Genomic DNA, 14,228 nt, shown 5'->3' with positions numbered 1-14,228 from the left:
CGTGCTCAGCCGCAACATCCGCGTCGATGTAAACATCGCGTGCATCGCAGGTGAGCAAGCACCTCGGCGTTTCAGCTAACTGAACTTTCGTTGCGGCCGCTTGCCCGTTTTTCACCTGATGGCGATAGGCCGCCCTCCAGCATGAGCGCACTTCACTGCAGGAGCATTCCCATGACACAGCGATTGATGAAGACCGCACTGATCGGCGCCCTTGCCTTGCTGTCGCAGGGTGCGTTGGCACAGGCGGCCGACAAGCCGGCCAAGGCGCTCACCTCCGGTGAGGTCACCAGCATGCTCACCGCAAAGGGCTACACCAAGGTGCACGACGTCAAGTTCGAGCATGGCGTCTGGACGGCAGACGCGCGTAGCGGCGACGGCAAGGACGTGGACGTGCACATCGATCCGGTGACCGGCCGCGTCTATGGCGACCAGACCACCTCCAAGCTCAGCGAAGCCGACGTGCGCGCGTCGCTCTCCACCGGCGGCTATGCCGATGTGCACGACCTCAAGTTCAAGGATGGCCTGTGGAAGGCCGATGCCAAGCGCAACGGGCAGAAAGTCGAACTGCACGTGGATCCGGAAGACGGTCACGTGGTGAGCGTGGAGAACGATTGAGTGGCGCACGTCTCGTTCGCCTGCCAGGCGGGTAGGGTAGATCGAGCGTCGCAGAGCATGCGCGATTGCCGCATGGCCATGCGTCCCATCCATGGGCTGAGATGTAAGGTCAGTGCAGCAGGCCCCTGATCGCGCAAGATCGCAGCTGCACGATGTGGCGTGGCTGATCGCCAGAGGCCTCATATGAGGCAACAATGCAAAAGGCCTCCGGTGGGAGGCCTTTTGCGTAACAGCTGGTTTCCGGCGATGGTCGCGCAAGGCAGGTCGCTGATGCAGTCGTGCCACACCGTGCGGCAGTGACGGCGCGGCGGCCTCAGCGTGGAGATTGGGCCTTGTGCGTTTGCGTGGCCGCGCTGTCAGCGTCGGCCGGCTGCGCGCTCGCCGCGCTCGCGCCAGGCTTGCCGGCCATCATGCGATCGCGCGCGGCCTTGAACGGGTTGCCGGGGTACCAGTTGGGCCAACGTTCGCCGGCAGCGACCTCCTTGCCCACGCCATAGACCACCTGCAGGTCTTCGATGGTGCCATCGAGCTTCCAGGTGGCGGCGTCGTATTCGTCGCCCGGGGCGTGATAGCGATGGCGTCCGTAGTCCTCGGCCGCGGCACGTCCGGCGGCAGTGCCGCCCTCGCGCAGGTCTTCGCCGCCATCGGCATACAACGCCGGCACGCCGGCCTTGGCGAAGTTGAAGTGATCCGAGCGGAAGTACGAGCCGCTTTGCGGGGTGGCTTCTGCGTGCAGGGTGCGCCCCTGCATGGCGGCGATCGGCTTGAGGATGTCCTCCAGCTCCGAGCTGCCCATGCCCACCACGGTGACATCGCGTGCGCGCCCGGCCACCGACATCGCATCCAGATTGATCACCGCCGCGATCTTGTCCAGCGGGAAGCTCGGGTTGGCCACGTAATACTTGGAACCGAGCAGGCCCGATTCTTCCAGCGTGACCGCCAGGAACACCACCGAGCGCGCCGGCTTGGGATCCTGGTGCGCGAATGCATCGGCGATTTCCAGGATGCCGGCCACGCCGGTGGCGTTGTCCACCGCGCCGTTGTAGATGTTGTCGCCGCGTTCGCCCGGATGCTTGCCCAGGTGGTCCCAGTGCGCCATGTACAGCACCGCCTCGTCGGCGTGGCTGGTGCCCGGCAGCACGCCGACCACATTACGCGAGGTCTTGGCCGCGATGGTGCTCTTGAGATCGACCGACCAGCTGGCCTTCAACGGCACCGGCTTGAAGCCGCGCTTGCTGGCGTCCTTGTAGGCCTGCGCCAGGTCCAATCCGGCGTTGGCGAACAATTGCTTGGCGGTTTCGGCGCTGATCCAGCCCTGCACCGGCAGACGCGGGTCGGGGTCGTCCTTGGCCGGCAAGTCGTATTGCGGGCCGGACCAGGAATTTTTCACCACGTCCCAGCCGTAGCTGGCGCCGGGCGTGTCGTGCACGATCAACGCCGCAGCCGCGCCCTTGCGTGCGGCTTCTTCGAACTTGTAAGTCCAGCGCCCGTAGTAGGTCATGCGCTTGCCATCGAACAACTTGGCATCGTCGGTGTGGAAGCCCGGGTCGTTGACGAACATCACCACCGTCTTGCCCTTCCACTCCTGGCCGGCATAGTCGTTCCACTGCTGCTCGGGTGCGTCCACGCCGTATCCGACGAACACCAGCTCGCTGTTGTCCAGCTTGACCTCGGCCTGGCCGGAGCGCGTGCCGACCACGATGTCGGTGCCGAAGGCGAGGGTGCGGGTCTGCTCGCCGCTGCGCAGGCTGGGCGCGGTGGATGCATCGGCGGTGGTTTCCACCATCGGCACTTCCTGGAACCAGCTGTCGCCATTGCCCGGCTGCAGCCCGATGCGCTGCATCTGGTCGCGGATGTAGGTCACGGTCTTTTCTTCGCCCGGCGTCCCCGGGCCGCGGCCTTCGAAGTCGTCCGACGCCAGTGTCTTGACCAGTTCGGCGAAGTCGCCCGTGGTCATTTCCGGGGAGAAGGTGTGGCGGCTGACCGGCGCGGTGGGCGCGCTCTCGGTCGGCGTCTGCGCGGCAGGCGCACCGGGCGCAGCGGCGGGTTCGCGTTTGCAGCCGGCCAGGGCCAGCGTCGCGGCCAGGCACAACAGGATCTTGCGGGGCATCGGAACTCCTCGTGCGGCGGAATCCCGATCTTAGAGCGTGCGTCGGACGGCGGGGTGAGCGCGCGGCTGCGTGTGCTGCGGTTGCATGGCGGGCCGGGCAGGGCGCCTGGAGCGGGCGCCCTGGATCCGGCGCACGCACCGGCAGGTGCGTGCTGCGTCGGTCAGTCCTTCGGTGCGACGTCGCTATCGAAGCTGCGCGCGGTGGCGCCGCTCACCGCGCCGATCTTGGCGCTGCGGTGCACGTACAGGTTGACCTCGCGCTCGAAGTGCAACGGCCCATCGACCACCGCATCCGGGCCGATCACCACGCGCGGCTTGCGCGAGGGCTGGAACGAAAAACCGAAGCTCGGCTTGCTCACTTCGATGCCGCCGCGCACATGCGACCCCACCCCGACAGTGATGTCGCCGTTGACCGTCTCGATGCCCTTGCCGAGCTCGGTTCCCACCAGCCCGATGCTGCCATTGACCGTTTCCACGCCGCCGCTGATCTGGCTGCCACGCTCGGCCAGGATGCTGCCGTTGACCGTCTCCAGCCCGCCGGACACGGTGACTTTCTGGCCCAGCGTGATCGAGCCGTTGACCGTTTCCACGCCACCGGTGCGCGCGTTGTCGCCGATGCGGATGCCGCCATTGACGGTTTCCACGTTCTTGGTTTGCGCACCGGCACCGATCTCGATGGAGCCGTTGACCGTTTCCAGGGCGCCGTAGGTCTTGCCGGCATCTGCGCTGATCTTGCCGTTGACCTTGCTGACGTCCTCCTCGGCCCAGGCGCTCGTGCAGACCAGTGACAGTGCCAGGAGGAGAATTTGGGGCTTCATGCTGAACCTCGCGCGGCGGCGGTAGTCTGGGGCGTGGCGGCGATCACATCATGCTTGGCTACAATCGCGCACCTGCCTGAAGTCACTGGATCTTTCGTTGCCCCCTTCGTCCGCACCGCTGCCGCGCCTGCCGCTCGCTCCCGCCACCGGCCGTGGGCGGATGTGGCTGGCGGCGGGTGTGCTGGCCTGCACGTTGCTGGGCAGCGTGGGCGCAAGCGCGCAGAGCCAGCGCGAGACCGAGCGCAAACTGCAGCAGCTGCGCGATGAGCTCAAGACCATCAGCGCCGATCGGCGCGAACTGGAAGGCAAACGCGGCACTGCTGCGCAACAGCTACGCCAGGCCGACGAGAAAGTGGCCAAGACCGCACGCGCCTTGAGCGAAACCGAAGCGGCGATGCGCGCGCAGGAACAGCATCTGTCCACCCTGCAGCAGGAACGCGCGCAGTTGCAGCGCGGCCTGCAGAGCCAGCGCACGCAGCTGGCGGCATTGTTGCGCGCTGCCGATCAGGTGGGCCGCAATGCACCGTTGAAGGTGCTGCTGTCGCAGGACACGGTGGGCGATGCCACGCGCATGCTGGCCGATCACCGCTATGTGCAAAACGCACGTGCGCAACGCATCCACGCCCTGACCACGCAACTGGATGCCCTTGCGAAAGTGGAACAGGACATCGCCACCCGGCGCCAGGCGCTGGATGCCGCACGCGCGCAGCAGAAGGCGCAGGCGGCCTCGCTGCAGAAGGACCGCTCGCAACAGGCGGCCACCGTCGCGCAGCTGGACGATCGCTACAAGCAGCGCGCCGAGCGCGAAAAGGCAATCGGCCAGGACGCCAAGGCGCTGGAACAACTGCTCGCCAATCTGCGCGCAGCGGCCGCCAAGGCCGAAGCCGAACGGCGCGCTGCCGCAAAACGCGCTGCCGCCGAAGCCGCCGCGCAGGCCAAACGCAGCAAAACCGAGCGTTCCGATCGCCCCGGCAAGACCCCGCCCAAGGTGGTCGCCAACGCACCGGCCCCCAAGGTCGGTGGGCTCAGCTGGCCAGTGGCGGGCAATCTGCTGGCGCGCTTCAACGCCACCTTGCCCGATGGCCACACCAGCAAGGGCGTGCTGATCGGCGCGCCCAAGGGCACCACCGTGACCGCAGTGGCCGATGGCACGGTGGTGTTTTCCGACTGGATGACCGGCTACGGCATGATCCTGATCGTGGACCACGGCAACGGCTACATGAGCCTGTATGCGCATAACGACACCTTGCTGCGCGATGCCGGCGCATCGATCAAACGTGGCGACGCGGTCGCCAAGGTCGGCAGTTCGGGCGGGCAGGGCGTGCCGGCGCTGTACTTCGAATTGCGACGCAACGGGCAGCCGGTGGATCCATCGAGCTGGCTGCAACGCCGCTGAGCGCCGCGCACCGCCCGCGATTCAACGCGGATTTACCGCTGCTTCGCGCATAATCCGGTCAGCTCCGCGCTGCGGGGCGCCTTATCTCTTTGTCGGAGTGCTTCATGCGCGTAGCCGTCCTGTCCGTTGCCCTGTCGCTGGCCCTGTTCGCGTCGCCTGGTTGGGCGCAGAAGGCCGGCCCCGCCGCCGCCCAGGCCAGCGCGGACGATCCGGAAGCCAATGAAGCCGCTGTTTCCAAGGTGCCGCTGGATGAGATCCGCCGTTTCGTGGCGGTCTACAACGCGGTCAAGCAGGCCTACGTCGACCCGGTCGAAGACAAGAAGCTGATGCACTCCGCCGTGCGCGGCCTGCTCTCGGACCTGGACCCGCACAGCACCTATTTCGACAAGGAAGATGCCGAAGCCTTCGACGAACAGGCCACCGGCGCCTACGACGGCATCGGCGTGGAATTGCTACAGCAGCAGGACAACACCCTCAAGGTGATCGCGCCGATCGACGACACCCCGGCCGCGCGCGCCGGCATCCGCGCCGGCGATGTGATCGTGGCCATCGACGGCAAGCCGATCGATGCCAGCAAGGCGATGGAGCCGCTGCGCGGCGAATCCGGCAGCAAGGTCGTGTTGACCATCATGCGCGACAAGACGCCCAAGCCGTTCGATGTGACCCTTCAGCGCGAAACCATCCGCGTGGCCAGCGTGCGCAGCAAGCTGCTGGAGCCGGGCTACGGCTACATCCGCATCAGCACCTTCCAGGCCGACACCGGTGCCGATTTCCAGAAGAACCTCAAGCAGCTGCAGGCCGGCGGCAAGTTGCGCGGGCTGGTGCTGGACCTGCGCAGCAACCCCGGCGGTCTGCTGACCTCGGCGGTGCAGGTGGCCGACGATCTGCTGGACAAGGGCAATATCGTCAGCACGCGCGGGCGCATCTCGATCAGCGATGCCAAGTTCGACGCCACCCCGGGCGATCTGCTGAGCGGCGCACCGGTCGTGGTGCTGGTGGATGCCGGTTCGGCCAGTGCGTCGGAAGTGCTGGCCGGCGCGCTGCGCGACAACAAGCGCGCACGCATCATCGGCAGTCGCACCTTCGGCAAGGGCTCGGTGCAGACCGTGCTGCCGCTGGATAACGGCGACTCGGTCAAGCTCACCACCGCGCGCTATTACACCCCCAGCGGCAAGTCGATCCAGGCCAGCGGCATCGTGCCGGACGTACTGCTCACCCCCGAACCGCAGCCCGGCGATGCCGATGTGCCGGCCAGCCTGACCGACTACAGCGAAGCCACCTTGCCGGGCCACCTGCGCGGCGACGACGAAGGCGAAGAGGGCTACAGCGCCGGCGACGTGCTGCCGGGCGACGGCCCGATCGCCGAAGCCCTGGCCGAACTCAAGCAACCCGGCTCCGTCGCCAAGGCGCAGGCTGCACGCAAAGCCAAGGCGCACGCCGCGCAGAAGGCCAAGCCAGCCACGACCGGTGCCGATCCCAAGCCCGCCGCAGCGCGCCCGGCGACCACGGACAAGCCCACATCGGCCGAACCGGCAGGCAAGGCCAAGCCGGCCACTGCACCCGCAGCGCCAGCCGAACCGGTGCAGCCGGGGCCGCCAAAGGACACGCCAGCGTCCACCGAACCGGGCAACTAAGAGCGGCCCATGCAACGTCGTGGCCCGTCGTCAGGCGGGTTTGGTCGTCTCGCAAAGGATTGGTGTGGGAGTGGTGCATGCGGCACCCAACATCAATCGCCGCTCACCTGGCAGCAGCGCGCGCGGCTGGTCGGCTGCTTCCAGGCCGCGCTCACCCAGCGGGGAATCACACCCGCTGGGTTGTTGCCAACACCTCAGGATTGACCAGGTTGCGCGGTGTGCCCGCCGCGAACGCCAGCACGTTATCGAACGCCGCGGCGAAATACAGCGCGTAGCTGTCGCGCTCCACGTACCCCAGATGCGGTGTCGCCAGCACGCGCGCATGCCGCAGCAGCGGATCGCGCGGGTCCAGCACCGGCTCGTGCTCGAACACATCCAGCGCGGCCTGCGCCGGCCGGCCCGCGTCCAACGCAGCGAGCAGGGCGCCAGGGGCGATCAACTCGGCACGACTGGTGTTGACCAGCAACGCGTCGGCGCGCATGCGCGCCAGATCCTGTGCGGTGATGTCATGACGTGTCTGCGCAGTCAGGCGCCGATGCAGCGACAGCACGTCGCTGCGTTCGAACAGTTCCTCGCGGCTGCCCGCAACCGCGAACCCATCGCGCGCTGCCTGCGCACAGGATGCCGGCCCGCCCCACACCAGCACCTGCATGCCGAACGCGCGCCCGAAGCTGGCCACGCGTTGGCCAATCCGCCCATAACTCCAGATCCCCAGCGTGCGCCCATGCAGCACGCGGCCCAGGCCGGGATCGCCAAGCGCCTGCCAGCGTCCCTGCTGCAATGCATGCTGGTAGTCGGTCAGCCGACGGCTGGCCGACAGGATCAGCGCCCAGGTCAGCTCGGCCGGCGCCACCGGCGAGCCGACGCCTTCGGCCACCGCCACACCCGATGCGGTGCACGCCGCCACATCCACATGCGCGCCAACGCGCCCGGTCTGGCTGATCAGTTTCAACCGCGGCAGCCGTTGCAGCAGCGCCGCATCCACGCGCGTGCGTTCGCGGATCAATACCAATGCGTCGGCGTCGGCCAGAGATGCGGCACGCGCGTCGAGCTCCTCGCCCAACGCGCCCAGCACCTGCACCGGGTGGCCCTGCATCTGCTGCAGGCAGGGCAGCTGAGCGACGGCGCCCTGGTAGTCGTCGGGCACCACAATGCGCATCAGCGTGGCTTGATCGGCGAGGGGAACGGGGTGACCACCTTGTCGCCGGTGGTGGCATCGCGAATCACCGACTGGCCTTTTTTCTCCACTTCTTCGATCCGCACGATGCTCTGCATCGGCAGGTGCAAGGTCTTGGTATTGCCGAATTCCTCGCGCAGGCGTTCTTCGGTGGGGTCCACCACCAGCCCGTCGTGCACGTCGAACACTAGCTCGCCGATCTGGTTGAAGCCCCACAGATGGCTGCCGGTGACCTCACGCGCGTAGAGCTCGTACACCTTGCCGTGATTGAGGAAGGTGACTTTGTACAGAGACTTGGACATGCACACGATTATAGGCGCGCGCCTGGACAGCGACGTGCGCGGCATCGTGCCGGTACCTCGGCCACGCATGGGGTGCGGCCTGCCGCTACAGCCCGGATGCTGCGCGGCTCAGAAACCGTGGCGCTTGCGCAGCCGCCGCGCGATCGCCGCGCGCACGTACAGGCCGTACACGATGCCGAACACGAAGCCGGCGATGTGTGCCGACCACGCCACCATGCCGAACGCCGGGCCGATATAGGCGAACACCACCTGCAGCAGTGCCCAGGCGCCGATCAATAGCGGCGCCGGCACACGAATGAATTCCAGAAACACGCCCAGCGGCAGCACCACGCCCAGCTTGGCGCCCGGAAACAGCGCCAGATACGTGCCGATCAACGCCGACACCGCACCCGAGGCGCCGATGATCACCCGGTCCGGCGTGCCGATGGCAAAGATCGCCGCCAGGTTGGAGGCCGCGCCGCCGACCAGAAACAGCAGCAACAACCGCCACGGGCCCAGGATGCGTTCGGCCGGCAGCCCGAAGATCAGCAGGAACACCAGGTTGCCGAGCAGATGCGACCAGTCCGCGTGCAGGAACAGCGCCGTGAACAGGCGCAGCACGCTGCCGTCGCGCAAGGTGGCCCACCAGTCGCCCAGATTGGAGACCCCGCTGGAGAGCGCGCCCCAGTCCAGCCACAACGTATTGCGCGCCTCGCCCGGCCGGCTGATCGACCACAGATACGCCAGCCACACCGTGGCGAACAGCAACGGCACTGCCCAGCGCGGGGTGGGTTTCTTGCGGGAAGGAAGAGAGACGAACATCGGACGGCGACAATAGCCGGTCCACGCTGCTGAACCCAGCCCTAACCTGACGGCACGTTCAGCGCGCGCCTCGTTATTGTTCGGTTAATCGTCATGGGTATACTGCGTACGGCGTCGTATGTCGGGGGGGGGTCTCCGGCGCGCTCCGGGCACTGGATTGGTGCTGGACGCGGGCGCTGAACCGACCATTGCAGTCCTTATCCGGAGAGCTACAACTTATGTCTACCGCTTCCACTCTCAGCCGCGCCACCCTGTTGGCCGTCGGTATCGCTGGCGTGCTGGCCGTTGGTCAGGCGCACGGCGCCGCGTTCCAGCTGAAGGAAAACAGCGCCAAGGGCCTTGGCCGCGCATTCGCAGGTTCGGGCAGCGCCCCGGATGATGCCTCCATCATCGCCAACAACCCGGCAGGCATGCGCCAGCTGGACGGTCGCCTGTTCCAGGCCGACGTCAGCGCCATCAGCTTCTCGGCCAAGTTCCAGCCCGACACCGCGGCCTACGCCAACGGCGCTCCGGTCTCCGGCGGCAACGGCGGCGACGCCGGCATGATCGCGCCGGTCCCGGCGATGTACTTCCACGTGCCGTTCGGCGAGAACGACAACATGCACCTGGGCACCTCGCTGACCGTGCCGTTCGGCTTCAAGACCGAATACGACCGCGACTGGGTCGGCCGCTACCACGGCACCAAGACCGAGCTGCAGGCGATCGACTTCAACGTCGCGTTCTCCTATGACGTGAACCCGTACGTGTCCTTCGGTGCCTCGGTGTTCGCCGAGCGTCTGGATATCGACCTGGCCAACGCCGTGGATTTCGGCAGCGTGCTGGCTGCGCGCCGCGTGCCGGGCTTCGCGCCGGGCAGCGCCGATGGCTACTCGCGCATCAAGGGCGACAGCACCGAAGTGGGCTTCACCCTGGGCGGCTTGTTCAGCATCGACGAGAACACCCACATCGGCTTCAGCTACCGCTCGCAGGTGGAACACAAGATCACCGACGGCACCGCCGACTTCACCGTGCCGGGCAGTGCTGCTGCCGTGCTGGGCGTAGCCGCGCCGGGTACCTTCGTCGACACCAAGGGCCGCGCCACCGTCAAGCTGCCGGCCAGCGCCACCGCCAGCTTCACGCATAACGTGAACGAGCAGTGGTCGATCATGGCCGACGTCACCCGCACCGCCTGGAGCAAGTTCGACCAGGTGACCGTGGACTTCGCCTCCAACCAGCCCGACAGCGTGCTGGACTTCTCCTACCGCGACACCACCTTCGCCTCGATCGGTGCCGACTACCGCATGAGCGACACGGTGACCCTGCGCGGCGGCCTGGCGTACGACCAGACCCCGACCACGGCCGAACACCGCGACGTGCGCGTGCCGGACGCGAGCCGCAAGTGGGTTTCGCTGGGCATGAGCTGGCGTCCGTCGGCGCAGACCGAGTACAACTTCGGCTACACCCACCTGTTCACCAGCGACCCGACCAGCGACACCCGCAGCGCCACCGGCGACCGTCTGGCCGGCAGCTACGACGTGAAGGGCGACGTGCTGGCCGCTTCGATCAACTACAAGTTCTGATCGCCGCAGCACGCGTTGCGTGACGAAAAACCCCGCTTCGGCGGGGTTTTTCTTTGGCGCCTTGCATGCTCCACCCACGACACGGGCAACGGGCAACAAGCAACAAGCAACAAGCAAAGCAGGCAGGACACATCGCCTCGGCACCGCGCTTGCCCACCGTGCGCGGTGACGCTACCGGGCCACACACGGGTGATCCCGACAACTTCGCGTGCTGATCCCGCCGGCACGCAAGGCCTGTCGAACGCTGCAGCCGGCGCGCCGGATTGCTATGGTCAGGCGCATGAGCCAACCCGACTTCATCCAGATCACCGACAACGCCATCGCGCGCGAAGAGTGCGTGGCCATCGTGCAGCGCATGCGCCAGAGCCAGCAGCTGCATCCCGGCCGCATCGGTGGCGGCGTCTTTCCCGACCTCAAACACAGCCGCGACTTGCGCATCAGTGGGATGACCGAATGGGCGGAAGTGGAAAACCGCCTGCAACAGGCCGTGTTCGATGGCGTGCTCACGTATCTGCGGCAGTATCCGCAGGCGTTGATTTCACCGCTGATGCTGCAGGTCACCACGGCCGATGGCACAGCGCATCGCCTGGTGGCCGAGGATATCGTGCAGATGAGCGACCAGGCGCTGGGCGATCTGGCACGCACCTGCCTGCGCCCGGGTGCGATCAATCTGCAGTGGTATACCGCCGACCAGGGCGGCTACCCGTACTGGCATTGCGAGCTGTATCCGCGCGATGCCAATGCCGACACGCTGCATCGGCATCTGCTGTGGACGCTGTATCTCAACGAGGAATTCGAGCAGGGCGAAACCGAATTCCTGTTCCAGCAACGCAAGGCGCGCCCACGCACCGGCAGCCTGCTGATCGCTCCCACCGCCTTCACCCACACCCACCGCGGCAACCGCCCGGTCGGCGGCGACAAGTTCATTGCCACTAGCTGGATTCTGTTTCAGTCGGCGCAGGCGCTTTACGGCGGGGATTAGGGAATCGGGAATAGGGAATGGGGAATCGCAACGGCGGCGCTTTCTGCTGTTGCTGTTGCTTTGCCGATTCCCGTTTCCCGATTCTCCATTCCCCCGCTGCGACTGCGCCCTGCATCGCGTCGTAGCAGTTGTGCTCGCTCCTCGGACCGGTACACGTCGCTTGCACCAGGCTTGGTTAGTAAGAATACTAACGGCATGCAGAAGAACTCTTTCCCCGGCGCGAGCGCGGCAGCTGAGCGCGATGTCCGCAGCTCGCGCACGGTCATCAAGGGGCGCGGCACCACCGCCTACGTGCCCGGCCGCTTCGCGGTCACCACCGCCGTCGAGATAGACGATGGCTGGGGCGCGCTCGATGCCGACGGCGAGGCCGCCATGCGTCCCAAGACCGTGGTGGCCGAGGAAATCGCGCGCAGCATCATCAGCCGCAACAACTCGCCCGACATCGGCTTCTCGCAGTCGGTGAACCCGTACCGGGGATGTGAGCACGGCTGCGTGTACTGCTTTGCCAGGCCCTCGCACGCGTATCTGGATCTGTCGCCAGGGCTGGATTTCGAAACGCGGATCTTCGCCAAGCCGAATGCGGCAGCGCTGCTGCGCGCAGAGATCGCACGCCCGTCCTACCAGTGCTCGCCGATCGCGTTGGGGATCAATACCGACGCCTACCAGCCCACCGAGCGGCGCCTGCACATTTCCCGTCAATGCCTGGAAGTGCTTGCGCAGGCCCGTCACCCGGTCAGCTTCGTGACCAAGGCAGCGTTGATCGAACGCGACATCGATGTGCTGGCCGAGATGGCGCAGCACAACCTGGTGTCGGTGTATTTCTCGGTCACCACGCTCGACAATCGCCTCGCGGCCAAGATGGAGCCGCGCGCCGCCGCGCCGCACGCGCGACTGCGCGCGATGCAGGCGCTGCACGCTGCCGGCGTACCGGTGGGCGTGCTGGTCGCTCCGGTCATCCCGATGATCAACGACAAGGAACTGGAGCGCATCCTGGACGCAGCCGCAGCCCACGGCGCACGTTCGGCCGGCTACGTGTTGCTGCGCCTGCCGCACGAGCTCACCCAGTTATGGCGCGAGTGGCTCGAGCTGCACTATCCCGATCGTGCCAAGCATGTCATGAGCCTGATCCAGCAGATGCGCGGCGGCAAGGACTACGACAGCCGCTTCGGCAAGCGCATGGTCGGCGAAGGCCCATTTGCAGAACTGATCGCGCAGCGGTTTTCCATCGCGTATCGGCGCCTTGGATTCGGGCGGCTGCCCAGGCTCGATACCACGCAGTTCCGTCCACCCAGACCGGACACGCCGCAGCTGGACTTGTTCTGATCCTGCCGGGTCCGCGCTGCCTGCAGTGGCCTTGGCCCCGACGCGCAGGCAACGCGTTCGGCAGCAGGACCAATGCGCCAGCGCCGGCAAACGCGCTGCAACGCGTCCAGCAGAGGGCTACAGCGTGATGCCGTGGAAGGGTTGCAGCACGATCTCGGCAATTGCCGAACGTCCCACCTCGAAGGCGTGCTGATACTCCGCATCGGCAATCATCTGCTTGAAGGCGGATCGACCCGGATACTGCACCAGCGTGACCGCATCCCACGGCTGTGCCTGGCCCGCGGTCAGCACCGGCAGGCCATCGCCACTGAAAACAATGTGCGCGCCGAACCGGGCCAGGATGGGCGTGGCCAACCGCAGATACTGGTGATAGCGCTCGCGGCCACCATCGGCCTGGAAGCGAATCAGGTTCAACATGACGATCGCCGAGGTGTCCTCGTCATCCAGGAACGCACCGAGCGCATCGGGTAAAAACGCAACCATGTCAGTCTCCTTGGTCTGGCTTCCTCGCAGTGGAAGCGGCCAACACACGCTAGCGTTGCGGCCTGTCAGAAACTGTCAGTAGCAAACGCCAGTCGCGGTCCTGCTCTCGCCATTGCTTCACCAACGCCTGGCGCGACTGCGGGTAACGCGTTTGCAGCAGTGCCCGCACCTGCAACCGATCGACACGAAAATGCCGGAACGCGCAGCGGCGCTCGCACCAGGCCGCCAGGACGCGTACGTCGTCGAAATACACCAGGGCGATCGGCCAGACGATGCGCTCGGAGGGCGTCTCGTGCGCATCGACATAGCCGATCGCCAGTTTGCATTGCCGCCGAATGGCCTCGCGCAACACGGCGGTCTGCGGATGATCGACCGACTCGGATGTGGAAGCGGCGGTCAGAATCGCCGCTGGCGCCATGTCTGTGCCGGCGCCATCGCCGTGCCTTCTGGCAGACAAGATCTTCGCCAGCGCGCTTTCACCACATCTGGCCAAGGCAGGATCGGCGCGTTGTTTGACCCAATCCAGGCCCAGCATGACCGCATCCAGTTCCTCCTGCGAAAACGCCAGCGATGGCAGGAAGAATCCCGGCTTCAGGTAATAGCCAACGCCGGCTTGGCCCTCCAACGGCGCACCGAGCGCGCGCAAGGTGTCGATATCCCGGTAGACGCTTCGCTGCGATACCCCCAACTCGGACGCCAGCGCAGCTGCCGACACCGGCCGTCTGTGCGCGCGCAGCAGGCCAAGCAGTTCAAACAGGCGGGTTGTCCTGGACATCCATCAGCCTTCGCGCGACAGCCTTGCATTCCGGCGCTCATCCTAGAGCGTGTCATGTACTTTGAGGTGAGTGCGAAGCGTCCGATGGCGCGTGGAGGCACCGCGTGCGCTGCGGCCCAGGCTTGCCGCCTGGGGCACGGCGCGCAACGCGGTATCGGCGCCCCATTCGGCGCTTCCCCGGCAGGTTGGCCGCCAGCGCTGCAGCCCGCTCTGGCGAATGCCATCCAGGGCTGGAAGCGCCCGGGCATGCGAC

At 66.5% G+C, this 14,228-nt stretch carries 13 protein-coding genes; 6 read left to right on the top strand and 7 right to left on the bottom strand.

Annotation, left to right across the window (positions count from 1 at the left end; translation table 11 throughout):
- The first annotated feature begins 171 nt into the window (after positions 1-171).
- The gene (locus ACCQ07_RS00140; RefSeq protein ID WP_011345787.1) at positions 172-615 is read left to right on the top strand and encodes a PepSY domain-containing protein; all 444 of its coding nucleotides are present in this window, start codon (positions 172-174) and stop codon (positions 613-615) included.
- A 313-nt stretch (positions 616-928) separates the two neighbouring features.
- Here the strand turns inward: ACCQ07_RS00140 and ACCQ07_RS00135 are convergent, their stop codons facing one another.
- Together ACCQ07_RS00135 and ACCQ07_RS00130 are read right to left on the bottom strand one after the other, a co-directional pair.
- Positions 929-2,725, bottom strand: a complete 1,797-nt coding sequence (locus ACCQ07_RS00135) for a M28 family metallopeptidase (protein WP_029818099.1) — start codon at positions 2,723-2,725, stop codon at positions 929-931.
- 161 nt (positions 2,726-2,886) lie between these two features.
- Entirely contained in the window at positions 2,887-3,543 is a 657-nt protein-coding gene (locus ACCQ07_RS00130; protein ID WP_008572935.1) for a DUF4097 family beta strand repeat-containing protein, read from the bottom strand.
- 97 nt (positions 3,544-3,640) lie between these two features.
- Between ACCQ07_RS00130 and ACCQ07_RS00125 the strand changes: the two genes are divergently transcribed.
- Both ACCQ07_RS00125 and ACCQ07_RS00120 read left to right on the top strand, forming a co-directional pair.
- Complete coding sequence (locus ACCQ07_RS00125) at positions 3,641-4,939, top strand: murein hydrolase activator EnvC family protein (RefSeq protein ID WP_170922844.1); 1,299 nt, start codon at positions 3,641-3,643, stop codon at positions 4,937-4,939.
- A 104-nt stretch (positions 4,940-5,043) separates the two neighbouring features.
- Positions 5,044-6,573: a S41 family peptidase gene (locus ACCQ07_RS00120; protein ID WP_372363667.1), complete on the top strand. Its 1,530-nt coding sequence runs from the start codon at positions 5,044-5,046 to the stop codon at positions 6,571-6,573.
- 166 nt (positions 6,574-6,739) lie between these two features.
- Here the strand turns inward: ACCQ07_RS00120 and ACCQ07_RS00115 are convergent, their stop codons facing one another.
- The 3 genes from ACCQ07_RS00115 to ACCQ07_RS00105 form a co-directional block, all read right to left on the bottom strand.
- On the bottom strand, positions 6,740-7,732 hold the full coding sequence (locus ACCQ07_RS00115; RefSeq protein WP_372363666.1) for a D-2-hydroxyacid dehydrogenase family protein: 993 nt from the start codon (positions 7,730-7,732) through the stop codon (positions 6,740-6,742).
- Positions 7,732-8,052 (bottom strand): DUF1820 family protein, encoded by a 321-nt coding sequence (locus tag ACCQ07_RS00110; protein ID WP_008572943.1) that lies wholly within the window; start codon positions 8,050-8,052, stop codon positions 7,732-7,734. The genes ACCQ07_RS00115 and ACCQ07_RS00110 overlap by 1 nt, the downstream gene beginning before the upstream one ends.
- Before the next feature lie 108 nt (positions 8,053-8,160).
- Positions 8,161-8,853, bottom strand: a complete 693-nt coding sequence (locus tag ACCQ07_RS00105; protein WP_003482177.1) for a rhomboid family intramembrane serine protease — start codon at positions 8,851-8,853, stop codon at positions 8,161-8,163.
- A gap of 218 nt (positions 8,854-9,071) precedes the next feature.
- On the opposite strand from ACCQ07_RS00105, the gene ACCQ07_RS00100 reads away from it, so the two are divergent.
- From ACCQ07_RS00100 to ACCQ07_RS00090, 3 genes are all read left to right on the top strand, one after another.
- Positions 9,072-10,412, top strand: a complete 1,341-nt coding sequence (locus ACCQ07_RS00100) for an outer membrane protein transport protein (protein ID WP_011345782.1) — start codon at positions 9,072-9,074, stop codon at positions 10,410-10,412.
- A gap of 280 nt (positions 10,413-10,692) precedes the next feature.
- Complete coding sequence (locus ACCQ07_RS00095) at positions 10,693-11,394, top strand: 2OG-Fe(II) oxygenase (RefSeq protein ID WP_136733094.1); 702 nt, start codon at positions 10,693-10,695, stop codon at positions 11,392-11,394.
- Between the two features lie 195 nt (positions 11,395-11,589).
- Positions 11,590-12,717 carry a PA0069 family radical SAM protein gene (locus ACCQ07_RS00090; protein ID WP_136733095.1) on the top strand — a complete coding sequence of 376 codons (1,128 nt, stop codon included), beginning with the start codon at positions 11,590-11,592 and terminating at the stop codon, positions 12,715-12,717.
- Positions 12,718-12,834: 117 nt separating this feature from the next.
- Here the strand turns inward: ACCQ07_RS00090 and ACCQ07_RS00085 are convergent, their stop codons facing one another.
- Together ACCQ07_RS00085 and ACCQ07_RS00080 are read right to left on the bottom strand one after the other, a co-directional pair.
- On the bottom strand, positions 12,835-13,200 hold the full coding sequence (locus ACCQ07_RS00085) for a DUF1330 domain-containing protein (protein WP_003482184.1): 366 nt from the start codon (positions 13,198-13,200) through the stop codon (positions 12,835-12,837).
- 49 nt (positions 13,201-13,249) lie between these two features.
- Positions 13,250-13,975, bottom strand: coding sequence for a helix-turn-helix transcriptional regulator (locus ACCQ07_RS00080; protein ID WP_372363665.1), 726 nt, complete (start codon positions 13,973-13,975; stop codon positions 13,250-13,252).
- Positions 13,976-14,228 lie beyond the last annotated feature (253 nt).

This window comes from Xanthomonas sp. NCPPB 3583 (assembly GCF_041475715.2).
Classification (GTDB): domain Bacteria; phylum Pseudomonadota; class Gammaproteobacteria; order Xanthomonadales; family Xanthomonadaceae; genus Xanthomonas; species Xanthomonas euvesicatoria.
The sequence above is the reverse complement of the archived record's forward strand: the minus strand, read 5'-3'. Positions and strand labels throughout refer to the sequence as shown.

Excerpts from the sequence above, each read along its gene's own strand:
- ACCQ07_RS00085 (WP_003482184.1), bottom strand. The coding sequence starts at position 13,200 with ATGGTTGCGTTTTTACCCGATGCGCTCGGTGCGTTCCTGGATGACGAG.
- ACCQ07_RS00100 (WP_011345782.1), top strand. The coding sequence starts at position 9,072 with ATGTCTACCGCTTCCACTCTCAGCCGCGCCACCCTGTTGGCCGTCGGT.
- ACCQ07_RS00120 (WP_372363667.1), top strand. The coding sequence starts at position 5,044 with ATGCGCGTAGCCGTCCTGTCCGTTGCCCTGTCGCTGGCCCTGTTCGCG.
- ACCQ07_RS00110 (WP_008572943.1), bottom strand. The coding sequence starts at position 8,052 with ATGTCCAAGTCTCTGTACAAAGTCACCTTCCTCAATCACGGCAAGGTG.
- ACCQ07_RS00090 (WP_136733095.1), top strand. The coding sequence starts at position 11,590 with ATGCAGAAGAACTCTTTCCCCGGCGCGAGCGCGGCAGCTGAGCGCGAT.
- ACCQ07_RS00140 (WP_011345787.1), top strand. The coding sequence starts at position 172 with ATGACACAGCGATTGATGAAGACCGCACTGATCGGCGCCCTTGCCTTG.
- ACCQ07_RS00105 (WP_003482177.1), bottom strand. The coding sequence starts at position 8,853 with ATGTTCGTCTCTCTTCCTTCCCGCAAGAAACCCACCCCGCGCTGGGCA.
- ACCQ07_RS00095 (WP_136733094.1), top strand. The coding sequence starts at position 10,693 with ATGAGCCAACCCGACTTCATCCAGATCACCGACAACGCCATCGCGCGC.
- ACCQ07_RS00115 (WP_372363666.1), bottom strand. The coding sequence starts at position 7,732 with ATGCGCATTGTGGTGCCCGACGACTACCAGGGCGCCGTCGCTCAGCTG.
- ACCQ07_RS00130 (WP_008572935.1), bottom strand. The coding sequence starts at position 3,543 with ATGAAGCCCCAAATTCTCCTCCTGGCACTGTCACTGGTCTGCACGAGC.
- ACCQ07_RS00135 (WP_029818099.1), bottom strand. The coding sequence starts at position 2,725 with ATGCCCCGCAAGATCCTGTTGTGCCTGGCCGCGACGCTGGCCCTGGCC.
- ACCQ07_RS00080 (WP_372363665.1), bottom strand. The coding sequence starts at position 13,975 with ATGTCCAGGACAACCCGCCTGTTTGAACTGCTTGGCCTGCTGCGCGCG.